This window comes from Humibacter ginsengisoli, assembly GCF_054780095.1.
This window is the reverse complement of record NZ_BAAGWZ010000006.1, coordinates 534,576-555,162: the sequence shown is the minus strand read 5'-3', so window position 1 is coordinate 555,162 and position 20,587 is coordinate 534,576. Positions and strand designations below refer to the sequence as shown.

General features: G+C 68.0%; 20 protein-coding genes and 1 tRNA gene. 7 read left to right on the top strand and 14 right to left on the bottom strand.

Translation table 11 applies throughout. The features are described 5' to 3' along the window. The first annotated feature begins 30 nt into the window (after positions 1-30). Positions 31-999: a sensor histidine kinase gene (locus tag ACYVI5_RS10905; RefSeq protein ID WP_460580188.1), complete on the top strand. Its 969-nt coding sequence runs from the start codon at positions 31-33 to the stop codon at positions 997-999. Here ACYVI5_RS10905 and ACYVI5_RS10900 read toward each other — a convergent pair. The 8 genes from ACYVI5_RS10900 to ACYVI5_RS10865 form a co-directional block, all read right to left on the bottom strand. After that, positions 947-1,798, bottom strand: a complete 852-nt coding sequence (locus tag ACYVI5_RS10900) for an FAD:protein FMN transferase (RefSeq protein ID WP_460580187.1) — start codon at positions 1,796-1,798, stop codon at positions 947-949. The genes ACYVI5_RS10905 and ACYVI5_RS10900 overlap by 53 nt on opposite strands. Continuing rightward, complete coding sequence (locus tag ACYVI5_RS10895; RefSeq protein WP_460580186.1) at positions 1,795-2,325, bottom strand: FMN-binding protein; 531 nt, start codon at positions 2,323-2,325, stop codon at positions 1,795-1,797. The genes ACYVI5_RS10900 and ACYVI5_RS10895 overlap by 4 nt, the downstream gene beginning before the upstream one ends. Before the next feature lie 25 nt (positions 2,326-2,350). Further along, entirely contained in the window at positions 2,351-3,793 is a 1,443-nt protein-coding gene (locus ACYVI5_RS10890; RefSeq protein WP_460580185.1) for a ferredoxin reductase family protein, read from the bottom strand. 119 nt (positions 3,794-3,912) lie between these two features. Further along, positions 3,913-5,004 (bottom strand): acyltransferase, encoded by a 1,092-nt coding sequence (locus tag ACYVI5_RS10885; RefSeq protein ID WP_460580184.1) that lies wholly within the window; start codon positions 5,002-5,004, stop codon positions 3,913-3,915. A 321-nt stretch (positions 5,005-5,325) separates the two neighbouring features. Next, on the bottom strand, positions 5,326-6,615 hold the full coding sequence (locus ACYVI5_RS10880; RefSeq protein ID WP_460580183.1) for a glycoside hydrolase family 27 protein: 1,290 nt from the start codon (positions 6,613-6,615) through the stop codon (positions 5,326-5,328). A 2-nt stretch (positions 6,616-6,617) separates the two neighbouring features. After that, on the bottom strand, positions 6,618-7,361 hold the full coding sequence (locus tag ACYVI5_RS10875; RefSeq protein ID WP_460580182.1) for an ABC transporter permease: 744 nt from the start codon (positions 7,359-7,361) through the stop codon (positions 6,618-6,620). A gap of 68 nt (positions 7,362-7,429) precedes the next feature. Beyond that, complete coding sequence (locus tag ACYVI5_RS10870) at positions 7,430-8,233, bottom strand: COG4705 family protein (protein ID WP_460535782.1); 804 nt, start codon at positions 8,231-8,233, stop codon at positions 7,430-7,432. Between the two features lie 43 nt (positions 8,234-8,276). After that, entirely contained in the window at positions 8,277-9,863 is a 1,587-nt protein-coding gene (locus ACYVI5_RS10865) for a glycosyltransferase family 39 protein (protein WP_460580181.1), read from the bottom strand. Between the two features lie 157 nt (positions 9,864-10,020). Here ACYVI5_RS10865 and ACYVI5_RS10860 point away from each other — a divergent pair, with 157 nt between their 5' ends. Further along, a complete protein-coding gene (locus ACYVI5_RS10860; protein ID WP_460535786.1) occupies positions 10,021-10,755 on the top strand; it encodes a phosphatase PAP2 family protein in 735 nt (244 codons plus the stop codon). A gap of 30 nt (positions 10,756-10,785) precedes the next feature. On the opposite strand, the gene ACYVI5_RS10855 is transcribed toward ACYVI5_RS10860, so the two are convergent. The 5 genes from ACYVI5_RS10855 to ACYVI5_RS10835 all read right to left on the bottom strand — a co-directional run bounded on the left by ACYVI5_RS10855 (position 10,786) and on the right by ACYVI5_RS10835 (position 15,936). Next, positions 10,786-10,968, bottom strand: coding sequence for a hypothetical protein (locus tag ACYVI5_RS10855; RefSeq protein WP_460580180.1), 183 nt, complete (start codon positions 10,966-10,968; stop codon positions 10,786-10,788). Positions 10,969-11,035: 67 nt separating this feature from the next. Continuing rightward, positions 11,036-12,055 carry a sensor histidine kinase gene (locus ACYVI5_RS10850; RefSeq protein ID WP_460580179.1) on the bottom strand — a complete coding sequence of 340 codons (1,020 nt, stop codon included), beginning with the start codon at positions 12,053-12,055 and terminating at the stop codon, positions 11,036-11,038. Next, positions 12,052-12,732: a response regulator transcription factor gene (locus tag ACYVI5_RS10845; RefSeq protein ID WP_460580178.1), complete on the bottom strand. Its 681-nt coding sequence runs from the start codon at positions 12,730-12,732 to the stop codon at positions 12,052-12,054. The genes ACYVI5_RS10850 and ACYVI5_RS10845 overlap by 4 nt, the downstream gene beginning before the upstream one ends. Next, positions 12,722-13,435, bottom strand: a complete 714-nt coding sequence (locus ACYVI5_RS10840) for a phosphatase PAP2 family protein (RefSeq protein WP_460580177.1) — start codon at positions 13,433-13,435, stop codon at positions 12,722-12,724. The genes ACYVI5_RS10845 and ACYVI5_RS10840 overlap by 11 nt, the downstream gene beginning before the upstream one ends. Further along, positions 13,432-15,936, bottom strand: a complete 2,505-nt coding sequence (locus ACYVI5_RS10835; RefSeq protein ID WP_460580176.1) for a CDP-glycerol glycerophosphotransferase family protein — start codon at positions 15,934-15,936, stop codon at positions 13,432-13,434. The genes ACYVI5_RS10840 and ACYVI5_RS10835 overlap by 4 nt, the downstream gene beginning before the upstream one ends. A 174-nt stretch (positions 15,937-16,110) precedes the next feature. Between ACYVI5_RS10835 and ACYVI5_RS10830 the strand changes: the two genes are divergently transcribed. From ACYVI5_RS10830 to ACYVI5_RS10820, 3 genes are all read left to right on the top strand, one after another. After that, a complete protein-coding gene (locus ACYVI5_RS10830; RefSeq protein ID WP_460580175.1) occupies positions 16,111-16,704 on the top strand; it encodes an iron transporter in 594 nt (197 codons plus the stop codon). A 175-nt stretch (positions 16,705-16,879) separates the two neighbouring features. Further along, a tRNA-Met gene (locus ACYVI5_RS10825) sits at positions 16,880-16,956 on the top strand. 74 nt (positions 16,957-17,030) lie between these two features. Next, on the top strand, positions 17,031-17,849 hold the full coding sequence (locus ACYVI5_RS10820) for a carbon-nitrogen hydrolase family protein (RefSeq protein ID WP_460580174.1): 819 nt from the start codon (positions 17,031-17,033) through the stop codon (positions 17,847-17,849). On the opposite strand, the gene ACYVI5_RS10815 is transcribed toward ACYVI5_RS10820, so the two are convergent. After that, a complete protein-coding gene (locus tag ACYVI5_RS10815) occupies positions 17,825-19,045 on the bottom strand; it encodes a pyridoxal phosphate-dependent aminotransferase (protein WP_460580173.1) in 1,221 nt (406 codons plus the stop codon). The two genes, ACYVI5_RS10820 and ACYVI5_RS10815, sit on opposite strands and share 25 nt — an antisense overlap. A gap of 166 nt (positions 19,046-19,211) precedes the next feature. Between ACYVI5_RS10815 and ACYVI5_RS10810 the strand changes: the two genes are divergently transcribed. Continuing rightward, complete coding sequence (locus tag ACYVI5_RS10810) at positions 19,212-19,760, top strand: hypothetical protein (protein WP_460580172.1); 549 nt, start codon at positions 19,212-19,214, stop codon at positions 19,758-19,760. Between the two features lie 125 nt (positions 19,761-19,885). After that, entirely contained in the window at positions 19,886-20,521 is a 636-nt protein-coding gene (locus ACYVI5_RS10805) for a PKD domain-containing protein (protein WP_460580171.1), read from the top strand. Positions 20,522-20,587 lie beyond the last annotated feature (66 nt).

Below are 20,587 nucleotides of genomic sequence, written 5' to 3'. Positions count from 1 at the left end.
CAACGGCGCGCGCGGAGAGCCTCGCTCTCCGTGGGGCTCTTCGTCGGCGTGGCATCCGCGGTGATCATCGCGGCGGGCGTCGGCATTCTGCTCGCAGTCATCCTCGCCACCGGCCGGCACGAGGGCGGCCCGGGTGGGCAGGGTGGACCTCCGGATGGACGACGTTTCGTGGGCGACAGCTTCGTCGTCGACGTGGACCGCGTGCTTCCCTGGGTGATCGGCCTCGGCATCGTCGGCGTCGCATTGCTCGCCGTCGTCGGCTGGCTGGCCGCGCGACGCGCCTCGCGGCCGCTGTCGGATGCACTGACGCTGCAACGTCATTTCGTCGCTGACGCGAGCCACGAGCTGCGCACCCCGCTGACCGCCCTGAGCAGCCGCATCCAGCTGCTGCAGCGCCGCCACGACCGCAGACAGCCGATCGATGAAACGCTCGTGGAACTGCGCCGCGACGTCGGCGCCATGACGGCGCTCCTCACCGATCTGCTGCTCACCGCTGAGGGAACGGCCGTCGCGCCAGAACGACCGGTGCTCGTGGCGGACGCCGTCCGGCAGGCGATCGGAGCGATGGAGCCGTTGGCTGAGGATGCCGATGTGCGGCTCACCGCCGACATCGCCTCGGATGTCGCGGTGGAGGTCCCTGCGACGACCATCGCCAGGGTGGTCATCGCCCTCATCGACAATGCGGTACAGCACGCGCCGGCGCAGACCGCCGTGACCGTGCAGGTCGGCCGGCAGGACGCGTTCGCGACCGTGCGGGTTCGGGACGAGGGCGGCGGCATCCGGGGCATCGATCCTGACCGCGTGTTCGACAGGTTCGCCCGTTCCGGCGAGACGGGCAGGCGACGCGGCTTCGGCATCGGCCTCGCCCTGGTGCGGCAGGTCGCCACTCGCTACGGTGGCAGCGTCGCGGTCGAGTTGACCTCTCCCGAAGGAACGGTCTTCCTGCTCAGGCTGCCGGCGGCAAGCCGGGAACCGATGCGGACCCGTCCCACGTCGTGAGCTCGACTCCGCGCGCGAACCGCCGCACACCGCCGGTGGGGGAGACGACGAGGCCCGACTGCACGCGTGGCGCCGTGATCCACGAGAGGTCATGGAATCCGGCGATCACGGCCGTCGTCGCCCACAGGTCCGCGTCCGTGACACCATCGGCTATAACGGTCGCGGAGGCGACAGAGAGCGCAGGCGAACCGGTTCGCGGATCGACGATGTGAGATCCGCGCTCGGCCGTGCCGGAGGTGGCGACCGCTCCCGTTCCCACTTCCACGGTCGCGACGACCTGACCTGCTCCGTGTGGATCGGCGATGCCGACGTGCCACGACCAGTCCGAGCCGGGTGCCGTGTACAGCTGCATGTCGCCGCCCAGACCGAGGCCGACAGCCTGCACGCCGCCGTGACCGAGCAGCGGGCGCAACGCTCGCTCCGCCGCTGTCTCGATCGCCCAGCCCTTGACGTACCCGGTGGGATCGAACCAGCCCTGGTGCCAGGCATCGAAGAGGCCGCCCGTCGCCTCCTTCGCCTCCACGCAAGCACCATGGACGAGCACCACGCGCGGGTCTGCTGAGCCGAGGTCGAGCTCGCCGGTGCGCAGACGCGAGACGTCGGAGTCCGGCCGATATGTCGAGAACACCCGATCCAGGTCGTGCAGCTCCTCGAAGCAAGCGCGAACGGCGACCTCGAGCCCCTCGGGGAGCGCGGCATCCTCGCACGAAGCGGAGCCGTCGACGATGAGATGGATGCTCGCCACGGTGCCCATCACCTGATCGGTTAGCACGTGACGTCGTCGGTCAATAGAGGTCATGATTTCGCCTGATCGAGAGCGCTCTGCAGCGACTGCTCGTATCCGTCGCTCGTGAACGTCGCGCCGGAGACCATGTCGATCTTCGCGCTCTGCGCGCTCAGCGTCTCGGAGACCAGTTGCGGGACCGCCTGCTGGTTGATCTCCTGGTCGCGGAAGCTCTCCGTGGGGTAGGTGGGCACATCCACCTGCGTGATCTTTCCGTCCGACACGGTCACGCGCACCTGCACGGGACCGTACCGGGTGTCAACGGACTGCCCCGTGAACGTGCCGTCCTTGAGGTCGCTCGAGGAGGCGGAGGCGGAGGCCGAGGGAGACGCGGAGGAGGTCGCCCCACTCTTCGTGGAACTCGAGCTCGAGTTCGAACTCGACGAGGACGCCGACGACGAACCGGAGCCGCTCGTGAAGGAACCGGAGCCGGTCGTGCTCGTCGCCGACGTCGGATTCACCGCCTCGAGCGACGTGCGGTAGCTCAGCAGCAGCACGGTGCCGGTCACGGTGGCCAGCAGCCCGTAGATGATCTTCTTCATCGCGTGAACTCCATTCCTCGCCCGGTCACACCGAGAACCGTTCCGTGTGGATGCGCGCCGCCGGCATGCCCGCCGCCCGCAGATCGTGCGTGACACTGCGCATCCACGGCTCGGGCCCGCACACGTACGCGTCGTACTCCTCGAGATCCGGCGCCAGGTACCGGATCAGCTCGGCACCCGGCCAGTCCGCATGGGATTCCGGGAGCCAGACGGATGCTCCCCTCGAGCGGCGGCCGTCCAGCAGCGCGTACCGAAGGCCCCGCCCACGCACCAGCTCGCCGATCGCTTCTCCGCGCAGGCCGTCGCCCGGCGCGCGGTCGCGCACGACGAGCGTGGCCTCACCGGGCGCGTACGGCTCCGACTCGAGAAGGGACACGAGCGGCGCGACTCCTGCTCCGGCGCCCAGCATGATCAGCTTGCGACCCTGCCGGTCGCGGCCGGTCAGCCGGCCGAACGGTCCCTCGAAGACGACCCGCGTGCCGGGTCGCATGCCCGCCAGCCGACGGGTGCCGTCGCCCAGCACCCGTGCGGAGATCGCTAGCTCATCCCCGCTGGGAGCCGCGGTCAGCGAGAACGGATGTCCGCGCATCCAGCCGGGTCCGTCGAGGAAGCGCCAGACGAAGAACTGACCCGACTCGGCGCGCAGCCTGCTGAGCCCGCGACCCTGCATGCGCACCAGAACACCACGGTCGCCGTCGCGCTCCACCGACGCCACCCGAAGGCTGTGCCGCATCGATCGCACCACAGGCACCACTACGCGATACACGACGACGCTTCCGGCCGCGAGCGCCCACAGCGTCCACCAGTAGACGGTGGCTGGCGCCGACGACAGGAAGTCCGCGCCGGTCCAGAGCATGTGGGGGATGGAGAATCCGACGCCGAGGTAGGCGTACAGGTGCAGCAGGTGCCACGACTCGTAGCGGATGCGCCGCCGCGCTCGCCGCATCGACGTCACGACCACGAGGATCAGCAGCGCCGTGCCGGCGGTCGCCAGCAGCATGCCCGGGTAGTCCCACACGAACTGCCACGCCTGCACCACGAGGTTCGTGCCGCTCTCCGCGGCGTAGCCGATCGTGATCAGCACGATGTGGGCGAGCATGAGCCAGAACGACCAGAATCCGACCAGCCGGTGCATCCTCGTCATGCCGTCGCGGCCGAAGCCGCGCTCGAAGAGCGGGATGCGCGCCATGAGCAGCACCTGGTACAGCAGCAGGTTGGCTGCGACGAGGCCGGTGATGCGGCCGAGCGTATCGATGGTGTCGGCGTTCCAGCGCAGCAGATCCTCCACCGCGCCGCCGCCCACCCAGAGCGCCACGACGAAGAGGCTCGTCAGCCACACCACCGAGACCGCGCCGACCCGCCACCAGTCGGTGACGGTGCGGCCACGCTCGCCGGGAACAGCCCAGGCGACGCCGGTGCTCGGGGCGTCGGACGAGAGCCGGGAAGGTTCCTGTCGATACGTGGTCATACTGCGATGGTCCTGGTGCCGTTTTGAGACGAGCGCAAGAATCGACCTCTCCCAGGCAGGTCAAAGTACATGCATAGGCATGTACAGGTGTGGTAGCTCGCCCTGGCGTTGCGCGGGATTCAGGGGTTGTTCTTGCGGCGGCTTGTCCGTGGGCGCCCGGCCAGCGGCAGGCTCAGGATGCTGCGCCGCGCGCCGTCGGCGATGCCCAGCGCACCGAGAGCCACGATCGGGTACGCCACGAGGGTGGATACGAGCGGCGGCCAGGAGCCCAGCAGTGCGCCGGCGAGGCCGAGCAGCGCCCACAGCACGAGCGGATGCGCGAGGAAGACACCGAACGACCGGTCCGAGAGGTAGTCGAGAGCGCGGTGCGGGGCGCCGGGATTGCGGTCCACCCACCAGGCGCCGATCGCCAGCAGCGCGACGCCCGCGACGACAGACCAGGCGATGACGACAGGCTGGTAGGCGGTCGCCGCCCGGTAGGCGGAGTAGCCCCACTGAAGCTGCAGCAGGTACACGCCGATCGCGGCGGCCGCGGCGATCGGCGTCACGATGGCGATGAGGCGCAGGTGGTCGCGCACCCACTGCAGCGCGGCGTCCGAGTGGTAGGCCGCGACGGCGCCCCCGATGATGAACGCCTGGTAGTTGATCACGTTGCTGAACAGATTGATCCAGTGCAGCGAGCCGGGCTTGTAGGCATCCAGAGCGCTGATCGTCAGTTGCACCGCGAACGCGAGTGCGACGAGCTGCCAGTGCCACCTGCGCGTCGCCTTCACCAGCGCGATGAGCAGCGGGAACAGCAGATAGATCTGCATCGTGACGAGCAGGAAGTACAGGTGGTAGTACGCCGTCCCGGTCAGCGTGGCATAGAGGAAGTGCAGCACGAATCCGCCGAGGTCGAACGGTTTGCCGATCGCGCTGATGACGCAGTAGACGAACGACCACACCACGTAGGGCACGCCGACCAGGAGGAACCGCTTCGGCCAGAACTGGCGCATCGGCTTCGGTTTGCGCAGGTAGCTGAACGTGAGAACGAAGCCGGTCAACGCGAAGAACACTTCACGCGTGAAGTGCAGCAGCGTCAGAGAGGCGACGATCGGCACGCTTCCGCGTGAGGTGTGGCTGATCACGTGCACCGCGATGACGCAGGCGAAAGTGAGTACGCGTACGACCTCGAGTTCGTAGAGCTTGCGTCGAGCCGAATGCGCCGTCACTGTTACGTGTCGTCTCCTGTTGGTTACGGATTCGTCCATGGTGTCGAGGGCTTCCATGGGGACGAAGGACCTGAACACCCTAGGGCATCCGGCGCCTGGGCGAATTCTGAGAGCGCTATGGAAAGGCTGACGCCAAGGTGCGTCTCCCGGTGCGGACCGGTTCCCGCGGGAGTATTCCTGACCTCGAAGGGGGTGCCGAGATGATCTGGGCGTGGGTGACCGTGGGGTTCGTCGTCGCCGCGATGGGGCTCGGCGCGCTCTTCCTGGCTGCGGCGGTCGTCTCCGCGCGGGAGCAGCGAGCCCGCAGCGAGACGAGCGCGGCTACGACCGCGGCGAAAGCAGATACATCGCGGTCGCATGCGACGCTAAGCGAGCGCTGACCTGTTCGGCGCCGGTCGAGCCGCGCCTCATGGTGACCTTCGTCGTGGTCCACAGGTCCCGGGCGGTGAAGTCTGCACCGATGCCGAGCGACTCCGCCGTCACCTTCAGCCGCTGCGGGTGTGACGCGAGGTTCGTGATCGTGAGAGACGACGAACCGTCGGCGAGGCGTTTGAGCAGCACGAGCTCGGACGGAGACGATCGGATGACCGTTGGCGCGGCCCCGAGCCGGTCCTGATCGACCCTGATCACGCCGCGGTTTCCGAGGATGCGCAGCGCAGATGGCGATGCCGTGCGCAGGTCGCACCCGATGAGAAGCGGCGCGGACAGCTGCGCCCAGAGCGCGAAGTGGCTGCGCTGCTCGTCGGCGCTCATCCCTCCGTTGCCCACCTCGAGCATGTCCGGGTCGTTCCAGAATCCCGGCCCGGCCAGGTGCGCGACCTTCAGCGTCGAGCGCACGATCGAGACGACAGAGGCCCACGAGTCCTGGATGTCGGGCGTGGTGCGGGAGAGGTCGGACACCCAGTGGCGCCAGGCAGGCACCGGCTGCTCCGGCTTGTCGTGGATGCTGAGCACGATAGAACGGCCGGTCGCGTTCAGCGCGGCCCGCATGCGCGCGAACCCCTGCTCGTGGCCGACGCCCTCGCGATCGGCGGCGCACCAGTCGTACTTCAGGTAGTCGACGCCCCAGTCCGCGAACGTGTCGGCATCCTGCTGCTCGTGCCCCAGGCTGCCGAGCCGTCCGGGGTATCCCTGGTAGCGCTCTGCGCACGTCTGCGCGCCGGGCGAGGCGTAGATGCCGAACCTCAGACCCTTCGAGTGCACGTAGGCGGCCAGCGCGGCGATGCCGTCGGGAAACCGCTTCGGATCCGCACGCAGTGCGCCCTCCCGGCCACGGGTCGGCGCCTGCCAGCAGTCGTCGACGTTCACGTAGCGGTAGCCGGGCGACCGCAGTCCGTCGGCGACGATCGCGTCGGCTGCCGCCTTCACGTCGGCCTCGGTGACGGAGCATCCGAAATGATTCCAGCTGTTCCAGCCCATCGGCGGCGTGGCGACATCCGGGGCGACGGATGCCGGTGAGCACGCCGTCAGCGCGGCGCCCGCGACGCAGAGAACCGCTGCAGCGGCGACCAGCCTGAATCTTCGGGCGGGAGTGAGCCTTCCGGCCCGCTTGGGCCCTCCGGCCGGCTCGGGCCTTCCGGCCGGCTTGGGCCCGACGAGAAGCCGGCGCATGCTCACACCAGCGCCGCGGGCTTCACCCGTACAGGCGACATCCAGAGCGCGACGATCACTGCCGTGATGGCGCCGGTCGCCATGATGGATGCCAGCACCACGATCTGGAACCGGCCCGCCTCCAGCGGTGAGACGCCGCCGAAGATCGCACCAACGAACGCGCCGGGCAGTGTGACCAGCCCCGTCGTCTTGGTCTGGTCGGTCGACGGGATGAGCGCCGCGTAGACCGCGTCTCGCGCGAGCTCATGAGTGGACTGGCGCGGAGTCGCGCCAAGCGACATCCACGCCTCGACCTGGTCCCAGCGGTCGCGCACGAGCTCCACGAACCGTCGTCCGGCCAGCGTGGCGATCGTCATCGTGTTGCCGATGACGATGCCGCCGATCGCGAGCACATAGCGCGCTGAGAATTCGATGGTGCCGGTGACGAACACGATCGTGAGCGTCAGGGCGATACCGGCCGCCATCGCCGAAACGATCATGATCGCGTGCTGAAGGTTCCAGCCGATGCGCCGGATCGCGGTCGCGCACGCCACCCCGAACATGACGAGCAGCGCGAGCGCCACCCACCACCCGTTGGTGATGACGCCGGTGAGAATGATGCTCACGACCGCCAGCTGCAGGATGCCGCGCAGCACCGCCAGCGCCGGCGCCCAGTGGTGCGGGGCGCCGTAGTACCACAGAACTCCGGTGGCGAGGGCGATGAGAACGGCGATGCCGACGAGGCTGTTCACCAGCACAGTGGTCATGACAGGAGCCTATGGGCGATTGAGATGAGAGCCGGGCGAGTTCGCTCGCACGGCCGAACGGATCCCGCCTACGATTCGACTCCCGTGAACGATCCGCCGGCGAGTGCCCGCTCCCGTCGAGGCGCCCGAACGTAGATGAACCCGACGAGAGCCGCCATCAAGAGCACGAGAGCAAGCGCCACCGGGCCTTCTCCCGCACCGAGTCCGCCGTCTGCTCGCGGCTTGCCGAGCCAGTCGGCGATCGAAGCGCCGAGCGGGCGGGTGACCACGTAGGCGAACCAGAAGCAGAACACACCATTCCAGCGGGCGAACCGGAATCCGAGTGCCGGAATGAGGATGACCACGGCGAAGACGACGATGGACGCCAGATAGCCCATGCCGAAGCCGATCGCGGTGAGGTCGCCGAGTGCGGTGCCCATCGCGAAGGTGGCGACGACGGCCGCCCAGTACAGCAGTTCGCGCCGCGGGGTGACGATGTCGTGCACCGACAGCGTGTGCTCGAGCCGTCGCCAGAGCACGAAGACGGCGGCCAGGACCACGGCGTAGAACGTCGTGCTCACCACGTAGGGAACGCCGAGCGCGACATGCATGACGTCCGCCGCCATCGTGCCGAACACGCCGACCATGCCGACGGTGAGCCAGTACGACCAGGGGGTGTACCTGCCGCGGGTGAGCTGCACGATCAGTGCGATCACGAACAGGGCGAAACCGCACAGCACCGCCACCACCGGAGGGAGCACGTGGATGGAGTAGTCCGAGACGGCCTCGCCCATGGCGGTCGAGACGGCCTTCGTGATCCAGAAGACCGGCGTCGGGTCGGGAACGCGGGGGAGTCGGGGGCTGCTGTGGCGGGCGGTGGCGGGTGGTGTCATCCGTTGTCTCTGTCGATGGGGTGCTGGGGGTCTTGGATGCCTGTCAGCGGGTGAACAGGTAGATCACGCTTCGATGCAGCGAGTAGTGCGCGGTCTCGTGGTAGCCCAGCCGCTCGAGCGACTCGGTGCCCCACAGGTACACCTGGCCCGGCATGGAGTACTCCACGACCCACACCCGGTCGATTCCGTGAAAGCGGCCGAGCTCGGCAGCCTGCTGCACCGAATACGCCGAGTCGTACCAAGTGTCGTTCTGCGCGTATGGCACCCGCAGTGTGACATCTTTCACGGCCGAGAATGCCGCCGGGTCCGTACTCATCGCGAGCCGGGTGCGGCGGGACGGACGAACGCCCTCGTCGAACACGATGCCGTCACCCTGATGGGCGTTCGCGTGCACGGTCGCGGCGATCTCGTTCCAATCCGACTCGTTCATCGAGTAGGGCCCGCGCTGGCTCACCCAGACCGGCGCAGCGGCGATCAGCACGGCGGCGATGCCGGCGATGCCCACCCATCGGTGGGCGGTCAGACCCCACCGGCGTGCGGTCAGGCTCACGAGGCGATCGATGCCGGCGGCGATGAGGATGGCCGCAGCGGGTGCCGCCATGGTGCCGTATCTGGCGGTGAAGTCGTTGAAGACGGCGCTCGTCGCGATCAGGATGCCCATGGGCAGCACGAGCCAGCACAGCCCGAGCACGACGAGGTCAGCCTTGCCACCTGCGAAGCTGCGCACCGAGGCGGCGGCGCCGGCCGGCATGGAGCGCGACCGCCGGCGGCTGCGCTCGGTGCGCAGCACCAGGTCGCCGACGGCCACGAGGATGAGGAGCCATGCCACGATGGCGAACGGCACGGCGCTGAACCACATCTGCACGAAGACGGCCGACGACGTCACCTCCGCCTGATCGGCCAGGTACGCCACCTGGGCGCGTTCCAGATAGGCGAACACGAGCAGCGGCGCCGAGGCGAGCACGGCGATGCCGGTCGCCGTCACGAACGCGCGGAGGTGCCTGCGCGCCATCGGCGTCATGGCGAGGAACACACCGATCGCGATCACGATGAGCAGGTTGTAGAGGAACAGGTAGGTGGCGAAGACGAGCACGATGCCGTACGCCGTCCACAGACCCAGGCTCCGCCGGCGGCTGAGGACGATCTCGACGACGATCGCGCACAGCACGGCGCAGAGGGCGGCATCCGTGGCGTACGACCGCGCCTCCTCGCCCGCATAGGTCAGGCGGGGAAGCACGGCGACGACGATGCCGGCGATCACGGCGAACCGTGCGCCGCGCATCCTGCCGCACATCCAGGCCACGGCGGCCGCGCCGATGCCCACGCCGACCGCGCTCGGCAGCCGGATGGCGAACGGCGATGTGCCCGCGAGGTGCACCCAGAAGTGCAGCAGCACGTAGTAGAGGCCGTGCACGGCATCCACGTGTCCGAGCATCGTGAAGAGGCTCCCGAACGAGCGCTGCGCCGACAGCAGGCTGGCAGCCTCGTCGCCCCACAGCGAGGGAATCCATGAGCCGACCAGGCTGACCACCATGGCAGCCGCGCCCGCCGCCACGGCAATGACGCCGAGACGGCGTCTCTCGCTCATGCGGACGGCGCTGACGACCGGTGCGGTGGCAGTGTCGACCATGCTGGCAGTCAAATCGCGCGAGTCCAAGAACCGGCTAAGACCGCGCCGTTCGGCGCGCTTCCTGTCAGCATTCAGAGAGGAGATCACCGGCCGGCCCGAAGACCTGCACATGAGGTTTCTTAGACCACGATGAGGACGCCGAGACGAACATGGTGCCGTGGATGCCCGAACGCGCACCGCGCCTCCGCTTTCGCCGGAGGCCGGCGCCCAGGAGACGCGGCGCGCCCGGCGCGCGCTGGCGCCGTTGCGGCATCCTGCGCTCTGGGTCGCAGCCGGCATCGCCGCGATGGTCCTCGTGCTCGTGACCGGGCTCGTGCTCGACGGACATCCGTCGTGGTCCGCGGCCGAGCTCGCCGTCGACGAGTGGGCCGGAGTCGGGTCGCCGGCGCTCATCGGCGTCGTCGCCCTCGTCTTCGACATCACGGTCAGCACGGCGGCAGGGGTCGTTCTGCTGCTCATCGCCGCGCTCATGGTGTACCTGATGGCGGACGGGGCGACAGCCGTCGTCTTCGTCGGCGGCGTGTGCCTGGCGTGGCTGGCCTCGACCGCCGTGTCACTGGCGGTGAACCGGCCGCTCCTCGAGTCGTCCGCCGGACACACCGTCGTCTCACCGGGAGCGCTCAGCTACCCGAGCACGCCCACGGCGTTCGGCACAGCGACCGTCATCGGGCTGCTGCTCGCCGCGCGCGGAAGCAACTGGCGCTGGCTCGTGGCGCTCGCCGGAGGCATCGCCCTGGCCGTCTCGCTCTGGGCCAGGCTCTACCTCGGAGCCGGCTACCCTACGGATGTGGTCGCCGGCGTCCTGGTCGGCGGCGCGGTCGCAGCGATCTACTATCCGGTCATGCTCGATCTGGTGCTGCCGGCGATGCGCCGCAGGAATCCGTCGCGCTGAGCACCGAACCCGCCGAGCGCGTCCGGCGCGTCACTCGTCTGCCTCGTCGGCGTCGTCGGCAGTCGCCTCCTCGTTCCGGAGGCGCCTCTCGTTGCCGAGCAGCGCCAGCGCGAAGAAGGCCGCACCGGCAAGCAGCGTCGCACCCAACGTCGCGGTCGCGGCCATCCATTTGACGCCCACAGGTCCTCCCGAATCTCCTGCCGAGTGTGCCATTCGTCATCCCAGTTTCGTCTCAGAAGATGGCCGGTCGAGTGCCTCACGGATGTTTGCATCGCGACGTTCACGCCCGTGGCAGCGTGAGCGTGAAGGTGGTTCCTGCCGGGGAGGTGTCGGCGATCTCGATGCGTCCGCCGTACCGTTCGGCAATGTCTCGCACGAGCGCGAGCCCGATCCCGAATCCCGACCGGGCACCGTCCCGGGCGGCGCCGTCTCCGTGAGCGAACCGCTCGAAGAGGCGCTTCGGGTCGATGCCGATGATGCCCCCTCCGTGGTCGCGCACCGAGAGAGTGAAGTATCCGCGGTCTCTGGCCGACGCGAGCACGACCTCCACTGAGCCGCCATCCGGCGAGTGCGCGATCGCGTTGTCGACGAGCGCCACGATACAGCGGCGCAGGGTGCTGGCCGGCACACGCGTTTGTGTCTCCTCGAGCCTGGCGCCCTCCAGGTCGTCGTCGGCGATCAGGGAGAGCGTGATGTCGCGCCGGCCGGCGATCATCCGCAGATCGGCGATCGTCGCGCGGGACAGCGCTGCCACGGAGGTGAGCCGCTCCGGTTCGGCATCAGCGGGGGGTGCGGCGGTGAGCAGCAGGTCGGTGATCACGTCGCCGAGCACGCGCACGTCATCCCGCAGCCCTGCGAGGTTCTCAGCCGTGTCCGTCCCCGCGTCGATCTCCTGCCCGAGCAGTTCGACGCGCGCGGCGACGACCGCCACGGGCGTGCGCAGCTCGTGGCTGGCATCCGCGACGAACGTGCGCTGGATGCGCAGCGCCTCGCCGAGCGGACGCACCGCGCGGCGGGCGATCACCCAGCTCATCAGACCGGCCAGCGCGATCGCGATGATGCCGACCACGATGAGCGCGACGAGCATCTCGTTCGCGTCGACGTAGATCTTCGTCTGCCCGGGTGCAGGCTTCTCGAGGAGCTCCCTCGGCTCGGACTGCTTCTTGATGAACGCCACCGACAGCGCGACAACGAGAACGACTATGGCGGCGGCAGCCACCGTGATCTGCGCGGTCACGACCCGGGAGGCGTGGGAGATCGCGGCGGCATCCGTTCCGTCGCCCGGCCGCCGCCGGCTCACAGCTGTCCCAGTCGGTAGCCCTTGCGCCGAACGGTCAGCACGATGTCGCGATCGGTCTTGCGGCGCAGGTAATGCACGTACGTGTCGACGGTTCCTGGCTGGTCGTCGGCGCTGAACACGGCGCGCAGGATCTGCTCCCTGGTGAACGTGCGCTCGGGGTTCTCGGCGAGCAGGCGAAGCAGTGCGCATTCGCGAGGAGTCAGAAGGATGCGTCCGATGTGCGGCGAGTAGATGCATCCGTCGTCGGGATAGAAGGTCCATTCGCCCACGGGTAGGCCGGCGCCCTGGGGATCGAAACGTCTCGTGAGCGCACGCAGTCTGGCCAGCAGCTCGTCGAATTCGAACGGCTTCACGAGGTAGTCGTTCGCGCCCGCATCGAGCCCGTCGACCTTGTCGGCAGTGGTGCCGAGCGCCGTCAGCAGCATGATCGGCGTCGCCACGCGCTCGTGCCTGACGTGCTGCACGATGCTCAGTCCGTCCATCGATGGCAGCCGTCGGTCGATGACCATGACGTCGTGGTCTCCGCTGAGGGCGCGTTCGCAGCCCTGCTGCCCGTCGGCTATCAGCTCGACCTCGAACGATGACTGCAGCACCTTCGCCATGAGCGGCCCCAGCTTCAGGTCGTCCTCGACGAGCAGGAGGAAGGGGCGTGTCTCGCCGTTCGCGCTATTTCCCATGAATGGCACCCTCTGCTCCGGTTCGTTCCACACCGGTACCCCACCGTCCGCGCACCGCGGGCATCGCAACGTTCAGGATCAGGGGTATCACGACGCCGGCGACAGAGACCGTCAGCAGAACGGATGCCGTGACATCCGTCGGAAAGTGCACTCCCAGATACATCCGCGACCACGCCACGAGCACCACGAGGCCGGAGCCGAGCACGATGACGACCCACTCGTATCGCCAGTCGCGCAGAGTCAGCAGCAGTGCGAGCACGATTGCGCACGCGAACGCGGTGTGCCCGCTAGGAAAGCTGAAGCTGGCGGGCGTCTCGAACACCGGTGCGGAGAGGCGGGGCCGCGGCCTCTGCACCAGGAACTTCATGCTCTCCGTGGCGCCCCAGCACACTCCGACCGTGACGGCGAACACGAGCGCGCGCGTGAATGAGCGGGTCAGCGCCCAGACCGCTACCGCGATCAGGAACGTGAGCGGGGCCGCGACCGGCGGGGAGAAGAACCACGCGATGAACCCGGCCAGCGCCAGCCCTGCCGGCGTGTGGGTGGTCGCGAAGGCGTTCAGCGCGTCCGTCTCCCACGCCGTCCACTGCGGCGCGTGCGTGACGGCGAATCCGAGCGCTCCGGTGAGCACGATGCCGCAGATCCCCAGTACGAGGAGGGGAATCGGATGCCGCACCGGGCGCAGCGGATCGCTTGCGGTCATCCGGCGCTCAGCCTTGCGGCATCCGCGATGCCGGTGAACTCCTCGGCCACCTCTGCGCGGTAGGCGTCGGCGTCGAGCGAGCTGGGCGGAACCTCGCCGTTCAGGTACGCGAGCAAGCCGTCGGCCAGAGCGGAATCGGTCTGACCGACGACGTGGATCGCGTCGTCCGGCAGCGCGTCGTGCACGGACGCGAACGCGGTGGAGACGATCGGGAGACGGCACACGGCGGCCTCCAGCAGCACCATCGGCTGCCCCTCGTAGACGCTGGAGAGCACGAAGCAATCGCATGCGGCGAGGATCGCGAACGGGTTCTGATAGGCGCCGGTCAGCGTCACGACGTCTGTGAGTCCGAGCTCGTCGATCAGGGACTGCAGCTCGTCGCGGAGCGGTCCGCCGCCTACGATCAGCAGGCGGGCATCCGGGCGCCGCTCGTGCACCGTCGAGAACGCTCGGATGAGTCGCGCGTGGTTCTTCTCCGGCGACAACCGCCCCACCGTCACGAACCAGCGGCCCTCGTGCTGTTCGAGCTGCCGCACCCAGTCCGGCACGAGCACTTCCTCGGTCTCCGGGTCGATCGGATGCCCGGCGAGCTCGGCCAGCGGCTGCTGCATTCCGGAGAGCACGCGTTCCACATTCGGGAGGTTCCGCACGGTCACGAAGCGCTCGGCCGGCGCGAACTCCGCCAGTTCGCTGCGGTTCAGGTCGGTCAGCCGCGGAGAGACCGAGACCAGCTGATCGTAGGAGCGATACAGCGCGAACACGTGGCCGAGGCTGCGCAGCATGCGCTTCTTGCCATTCACCTCGCGGTGCCGGTCGGCCGCCATCTCGTTGTGCAGCCAGATCGCCCGCGGGGCATCAGGGGAGTGCAGCAGGAGCGTGGCCCAGAACGGGCTGTATCCGCTGAAGTCGGCGACCCAGTCGAACTTCGCGTCGCCGAAGACGCGCTTCCACTCGTCGTCCCACAGTGCCTTGTACCGCAGCGGATCGTCGTGCTGGAGCACCTCGCCACGCCGCTCGTCGAGCTTGCGGCGCACGTGAGCCAGCTTGCTGCCGTTCATTCCTCCGACACGGTAGATCTGCCGCACCTGCGGTGGGATCAGCGCCTGATTCGCGCGCGCCCATCCGCGCCGCGAATACGACATCAGAGCGGTCACGTCGTAGTGCTCGGGGTCGATGCCGGCCAGAAGATTCATGGCGGCGGTCGTGATGCCGTTTGAGCGCATCCCGCCGAGGTAGAGAAGCAGACGGCGGCGTCCGTCGTTGCCGGCGGCCCGCACGTGGTGGCCGTCCACGATGCCCTTGAACACGATGTCGATGACGCGCTGAGTCGCGTGGCCGTCCTCGTGCGAGGCGAAGCGGTCGCGCCACTGTTCGTAACGCTCGGTGAGCGGATCGTCCTTCAACAGTCGCGCCATCGCCTGGCCGGCCAGCGCGGCGTCGTCGACGACCGGTCCCGGAAGTTCCTCCGGCGGAAAGTACGTTCCGCGCGTCTCCGTGTACTCGTCGGCATCCGGCGTGTAGAAGACGATCGGCTTTCCGGTGGCGAGGTAGTCGAAGAAGATCGAGGAGTAGTCGGTGATGAGCCCATCGCACACCCCGAGGATCACGTTCGTCGGCAAGGAGTTCGGGGCGAGTATGCGCCGCAGCTCGGGTCTGGATGCCGCGAATCCGTGCACGATCTGGTGAGTCTTCAGCAGCACGATGTGGTCGGGGCCCAGCTCGCGTTGCAGCCGCTGCACGTCCACGATCAGCTGGTCGACGTCATCCTCTGGTCGTCCGAACGTCTCGCCGTGCCAGGTCGGCGCGTAGAGCACGATGCCGCGCCCGCCGAGTTCGGCCCCTGACCGCTCCAGGGCAGCCCGCACCCGCCCGATGGCCGGGCTGTCCAGCCGCTGCCGGTCGATGCGGGGGTAGCCCTCGGTGATGATGCGCCCGGTGTACACGTTCCGCAGGCGGTAGGCATCCTCGTACATGCGCTCGGCCATGAAGTCGTTCGCTGCGAGCAGGAAGTCAGCGGCCAGGAAGTTGCGCAGCGTGTTCGCCGAGTCGAGCGCCCCGCCCGGCATGTCGAAGCCCATCTGCTTCAGGGGAGTGCCGTGCCAGGTGTTGAGGTACACCTGGCCAGGTCGCTTGCTGAACTCTGCGGGGAACGTCGCGTTGTTCACGAGATACTGGCTGGTCGCGAGCGCCTTGTAGTAAGCCCCGCTGCGGTATCGCACGAAGGTGACGCGGGGATCGTTCGCGAACTCGCGCACCAGTTCGGGGGCGGAGTCGCGTTCGGCCAGCGCCCATACGTGTTCGAACCCGGCGAATTCGGGATCGGCGATCAGGCCGCGGAAGATCGCCTCCGGGTTGCACAGGGCGCCGTTGCCGGAGAACGACTCGTACAGCACCGTGCCCGGACGAACCGGCTGCTTGCGCCAGTATGCGTGCCTGTCGTATTCGGCAGCGCGCTTGAGCTTTCGCGCTTGTCGGCGGATGCGTGCGAGTGGTGACTTCACTAACGACTCCTGGCAATACGTGGCCGCGATGAGTCTTTGCATGCGGCTCAAAGACTCCTCACATCGTAGGCGGCGCCGCTGTACCACCCCTTCGCGGTTGAAGGAAAGCGGGTGACGCGCGATGCCGTCCTTCCTAGCGTTGCTCTCGCAAAGCAGAGTAGAGAGGAGAGGCGGATGAGCGCGAATGTCCATCTGTCGGGTGCCGAGAGGCCGCCCATGGACCCGAACACGTCAGAGGCCACGAAGCGGCAACTGGAGCTCGCCATCGGGCAGGGCGACGCCTATCACAAGGCCGTGGAGTACATGGTCGGCGACATCGCCAAGGGCGGCGGCATGCAGAAGAAGGGCGACTACCTGATCGGCTACGCGGTTGAGGATGCCGAGGGCATGTACAGCTTCGACGACGGCACGCTGACGTGGAACAACCCGCAGGAGGAGAACCAGCACCTGGAGATCGTCGTGTGCGACGGATCGGACGGCCGCTTCATTCCCGGTGTCTCCGTCACGGCGACCCTGATCACGCCGAGCGGCGAAGAGCTGGGACCGCACGACCAGGTTCTGGTGTGGCATCCGATGATCTACCACTACGCCCGCAACTGGACGCTGCCCGAAGACGGCGAGTACGTGCTGCGCGTGCACGTCGACCCGCCGACCTTCATGCGTCACGACGAGGTCAACGGCCGTCGGTTCACCGAACCCGTCGACGTGGAGTTCACCGGCGTCAAGATCGAGCGCGGCGCGGAGCCCGTCACCCCGCCCTCCCAGTAGGCCCATCGCGAGGGTGCGCGTTCTCCCGCGCGAAGGTGCGTCTGCTTCTCCGCGAGGGTGCGCGTTCTTCTCCGCGAGGGTGCGCGTTCTCCCGCCCGAGAGTGTGCGATTTATGCTGCCGGAAGTGCCTCGATTTTCGGGTGTCGGTCCACCGTGCTAGGCTCATTGATCGTGCCGCGGGGTGGAGCAGCTCGGTAGCTCGCTGGGCTCATAACCCAGAGGTCGTAGGTTCAAATCCTGCCCCCGCAACCAAATGAGAAGGCGTCCCGCGAGGGGCGCCTTCTTCGTATCGCCTCGCGCGAGGCGCTCGAGCGAATGGTGGCATCGTGTCGAATTCAGAGACGCCCGTTCCGGTCGCGGTCGCGCAGTTCGCACCCGGTCCCGACACGGCGGCGAACCTCGACGCGATCGCCGGCCTTGCATCGCAGGCTGCTCAGCGCGGCGCCCGGCTTGTCATCTTCCCGGAGTACTCGTCGTACTTCGTCGATCCGGTCGACGCCCGTTTCCTCGACCATGCCGAGCCGCTCGACGGCCCTTTTACGAGTTCCCTCGCACGGTTGGCGGATGAACTCGGGCTCACGATCGTCGCGGGCTTCGCCGAGCGCACGGATGATCCGCACCGCTTCTCCAACACGCTCGCGGCCGTAGCGCCGGGCTCGGGCATCCGCGCCGTGTACCGCAAGCAGCACCTGTACGACGCTTTCGGCGTGCGCGAGTCCGATGTCGTGCAACCCGGACCGCTCGAGGCGCCGCAGGTGTTCAGCGTCGACGGTCTGACTGTCGGACTCCAAACCTGTTACGACCTGCGCTTCCCGGAGATCACGCGCACCATCGTGGATGCCGGTGCCGATGTCGTCGTCGTCCCGAGCGAGTGGGTGCGCGGCCCGCTCAAGGAGCATCACTGGCGCACGCTGATCACGGCGCGAGCGATCGAGAACACCGTGTTCGTCGCCGCAGCCGACCAAGCAGGGGGCGTCAGTATCGGCTCGAGCCTGATCGTGGACCCGATGGGCGTCGTGCTGGCGGATGCCGGTGAGCAGCCCGGACTCGCCCTCGCCTTGATCGATCGCGAGCGAATCAGTCAGGTCCGAAGCCTGAACCCTGCGCTGTCCCTGCGCCGCTACGCCGTCGTGCCGAGGGCCTGACCGAGGCGAGCGAGTTGCGCTGCGGCTCGCTCGAGCACGTCGACGCGTTTGCAGAACGCGAAGCGCACGAGCGATGCCGCTTCTTCGCGCGTACGCGGTCCGCAGAACGCGCTGATCGGAACGCCGACCACCCCGGCGAGCGAGGGGAGTTCGCGGCAGAAGGCGACGGCATCCGCGTAGCCGAGGGGTGCGGCATCCGCCACCACGAAGTACGAGCCGTGCGACGGGAACACCCGGAACCCGGCGCTTTCCAGGCCTGCCGAGAGCAGCTCGCGCTTCGCGGCGAGTGTCGCGGCGATCTCGGTGAAGAAGGAATCGGGCATCCTCAGCCCTGCCGCGATCGCGGGCTGGAATGGTGCGCCGTTCACGTAGGTGAGGAACTGCTTCACCGCGGTGATCGCCGTCACGAGCGCTGGGGGAGCCGTCAGCCAGCCGATCTTCCAGCCCGTGGTGTTGAACGTCTTGCCGCCCGACGAGATCGTCACCGTGCGATCGCGGCCGCCGGGAAGTGTGGCGATCGGAATGTGCGGCCGATCGAACGTGAGGTGCTCGTACACCTCGTCCGTCACGATGACGGCGTCGTGCGCGTGCGCGAGCTCCACGATGGTCTCGAGCGTCACGCGTCCGAATACGGCGCCCGTCGGGTTGTGCGGATCGTTCACCAGGATCACCCTGGTCCTGTCGGTCACTGCCGATCGCAACTCGTCGAGATCCGGCTCGAAGTCCGGCGCCCGCAGCGCCACCGTGCGATGGATGCCGCCCGCCAACGCGATGATCGCTCCGTAGGAGTCGTAGAACGGCTCGAACGTCACGACCTCGTCGCCGTCCTGCAGCAGTGCGAGCAGCGTTGCGGCGATCGCCTCGGTCGCTCCCGCAGTGACCAGCACTTCCCGATCCGGATCGACGGTGAGTCCGTAGAAGCGCTCCTGATGCTCGGCGATCGCCTCGCGCAGCACGGGCATTCCGATTCCCGGCGGGTACTGGTTGACGCCGTCGCGGATGCTCCGCACTGCGACGTCGAGCACCTCGGCCGGTCCGTCTTCGTCGGGGAACCCCTGCCCGAGGTTGATCGCTCCGGTTCGCGTCGCCAGCGCGCTCATCTCGGCGAAGATCGTTGCGTACACCACGCCCTCCGGGCTCAGGAGCCCAGCCCCGTGCGCCGCGCGCTGCCAGTTGCCGGGAATCAACGCCGTCATCGTTCCTCCGCCTCCTCGTGGTCCACGGCTGCTCATCGCCCGCGGACCGTGTTTTCAAGGTAGTGCGCCGGTCGAGGCTGCGCCTGTTTTCCACTGCGTACCGATGTGCCCGCGTGGCTGTGGATAACACCTGCCCCGAGCATCGTCGTGCCCTACGGTTGTCCCCATGTCACTGCGCCGACGGATGCCCGCAGCGGCCATCGCCGCGCTCCTCGCGATGCCGCTGGCCGCCTGTAGCCCCACGCAGCCGACCCCCTCGCCGACGCCCACCCCTGTACACACGCCGCTCTTCGCCTCAGATGCGGAAGCGCTGAAGGCCGCAACGGATGCCTATGCCGCGTACCAGCACGTAACCGATGAGGTTCTTCATGCTGGCGGTCAAGGTGCGGACCGATACGAGAAAGTGGCTCTCGGCTCCGCGCTCGAAAAGGCCCTCGATGGAGCGAGGCAGTTCCGCGAGAAGGGCCTCCACACGACCGGCGAATCGCGCTTCGACTCCGTTCAGCTCCAAGAACGGAGCAGCAAGAGCGTTTCCTTCTACGTTTGTGACGACGTGAGTGATACCGATCTTCTCAATTCATCCGGTCAGTCGCAGGCGGCGGCGAGTGGAACTAAGCGCACTCCATGGCAGGTCGAAGCTAAGGCAGATGAAGGGAGCACGCTACTCATTTCGAAGCGCGACTTCTGGACCGGGAGCGACTTTTGCCAGTCCTAGTTGCCGCAATACTCGTCGTCGCTTCTTTAGGTGGCGTGGCTTCTTCAGCCTCTGATGACTGTGGACCCGTCGGTCAATACGGAGGAACGTGCTCCACCGGCTCCATCGCCGGCGATCACGTCGACGTGGGTGCGCACGGTGGCTCCGACGGGAGCGCAGGCGGCAACGCGTCAGACGACGAGGCGTCAGACGACACGAATGCCGCGACCCCGCCAGCAGGCGTCCCCTGTCCGGCCGGGATCGCATGCGGCGGCAACGCTGTCGTGCAAGTGCAGGGCGGCGTCACGATGTCGGCTCTCGCGTCGTTCTATCCGCAGAAGCCGACGGTCTCCGGCGAGCCCAACGGTTGGGCGATCATCGGGCTCGACGCGAACTTCGTGTCCAGCGCCGGCCGCCACACGGCATCCGGACCCCTGGCAGGACAGCCCGCCACCGTGCGCTTCACGCCGGTGCGCTTCGAGTGGGACTACGGCGACGGCGTACACGCATCGACCGCGACAGGCGGTGCCACATGGCGCTCACTCGGCGTCCCAGAGTTCAGCCCGACGCCCACCAGCCACGTCTACACCGCGGCCGGCAGCTACGGCGTCAGCCTCACCGTGGAGTACACCGCGCAATATCGAATCGGGGGCGGTCCATGGCGAGACGTGCCGGGTACGCTGACGTTGTCCGCACCGACGTTCACGGTCATCGCAGCCGATGCGAAGACCGTGCTGGTGCAGCGCAACTGTCAAGCCGACCCGCGCGGCCCGGGCTGCTGACGCAAGGGGACCGATATCCGCACATCGCTACGCGCAGGCGCGGCGCGTCAGTCAATCACTCATTCC

What these genes read in the sequence shown, in the direction of transcription:
- ACYVI5_RS10900 (WP_460580187.1), bottom strand. Translation starts at nt 1,798, where the DNA reads ATGACCTCTATTGACCGACGACGTCACGTGCTAACCGATCAGGTGATG.
- ACYVI5_RS10895 (WP_460580186.1), bottom strand. Translation starts at nt 2,325, where the DNA reads ATGAAGAAGATCATCTACGGGCTGCTGGCCACCGTGACCGGCACCGTG.
- ACYVI5_RS10890 (WP_460580185.1), bottom strand. Translation starts at nt 3,793, where the DNA reads ATGACCACGTATCGACAGGAACCTTCCCGGCTCTCGTCCGACGCCCCG.
- ACYVI5_RS10880 (WP_460580183.1), bottom strand. Translation starts at nt 6,615, where the DNA reads ATGCGCCGGCTTCTCGTCGGGCCCAAGCCGGCCGGAAGGCCCGAGCCG.
- ACYVI5_RS10875 (WP_460580182.1), bottom strand. Translation starts at nt 7,361, where the DNA reads ATGACCACTGTGCTGGTGAACAGCCTCGTCGGCATCGCCGTTCTCATC.
- ACYVI5_RS10870 (WP_460535782.1), bottom strand. Translation starts at nt 8,233, where the DNA reads ATGACACCACCCGCCACCGCCCGCCACAGCAGCCCCCGACTCCCCCGC.
- ACYVI5_RS10865 (WP_460580181.1), bottom strand. Translation starts at nt 9,863, where the DNA reads ATGGTCGACACTGCCACCGCACCGGTCGTCAGCGCCGTCCGCATGAGC.
- ACYVI5_RS10855 (WP_460580180.1), bottom strand. Translation starts at nt 10,968, where the DNA reads ATGGCACACTCGGCAGGAGATTCGGGAGGACCTGTGGGCGTCAAATGG.
- ACYVI5_RS10845 (WP_460580178.1), bottom strand. Translation starts at nt 12,732, where the DNA reads ATGGGAAATAGCGCGAACGGCGAGACACGCCCCTTCCTCCTGCTCGTC.
- ACYVI5_RS10840 (WP_460580177.1), bottom strand. Translation starts at nt 13,435, where the DNA reads ATGACCGCAAGCGATCCGCTGCGCCCGGTGCGGCATCCGATTCCCCTC.
- ACYVI5_RS10830 (WP_460580175.1), top strand. Translation starts at nt 16,111, where the DNA reads ATGAGCGCGAATGTCCATCTGTCGGGTGCCGAGAGGCCGCCCATGGAC.
- ACYVI5_RS10815 (WP_460580173.1), bottom strand. Translation starts at nt 19,045, where the DNA reads ATGACGGCGTTGATTCCCGGCAACTGGCAGCGCGCGGCGCACGGGGCT.
- ACYVI5_RS10810 (WP_460580172.1), top strand. Translation starts at nt 19,212, where the DNA reads ATGTCACTGCGCCGACGGATGCCCGCAGCGGCCATCGCCGCGCTCCTC.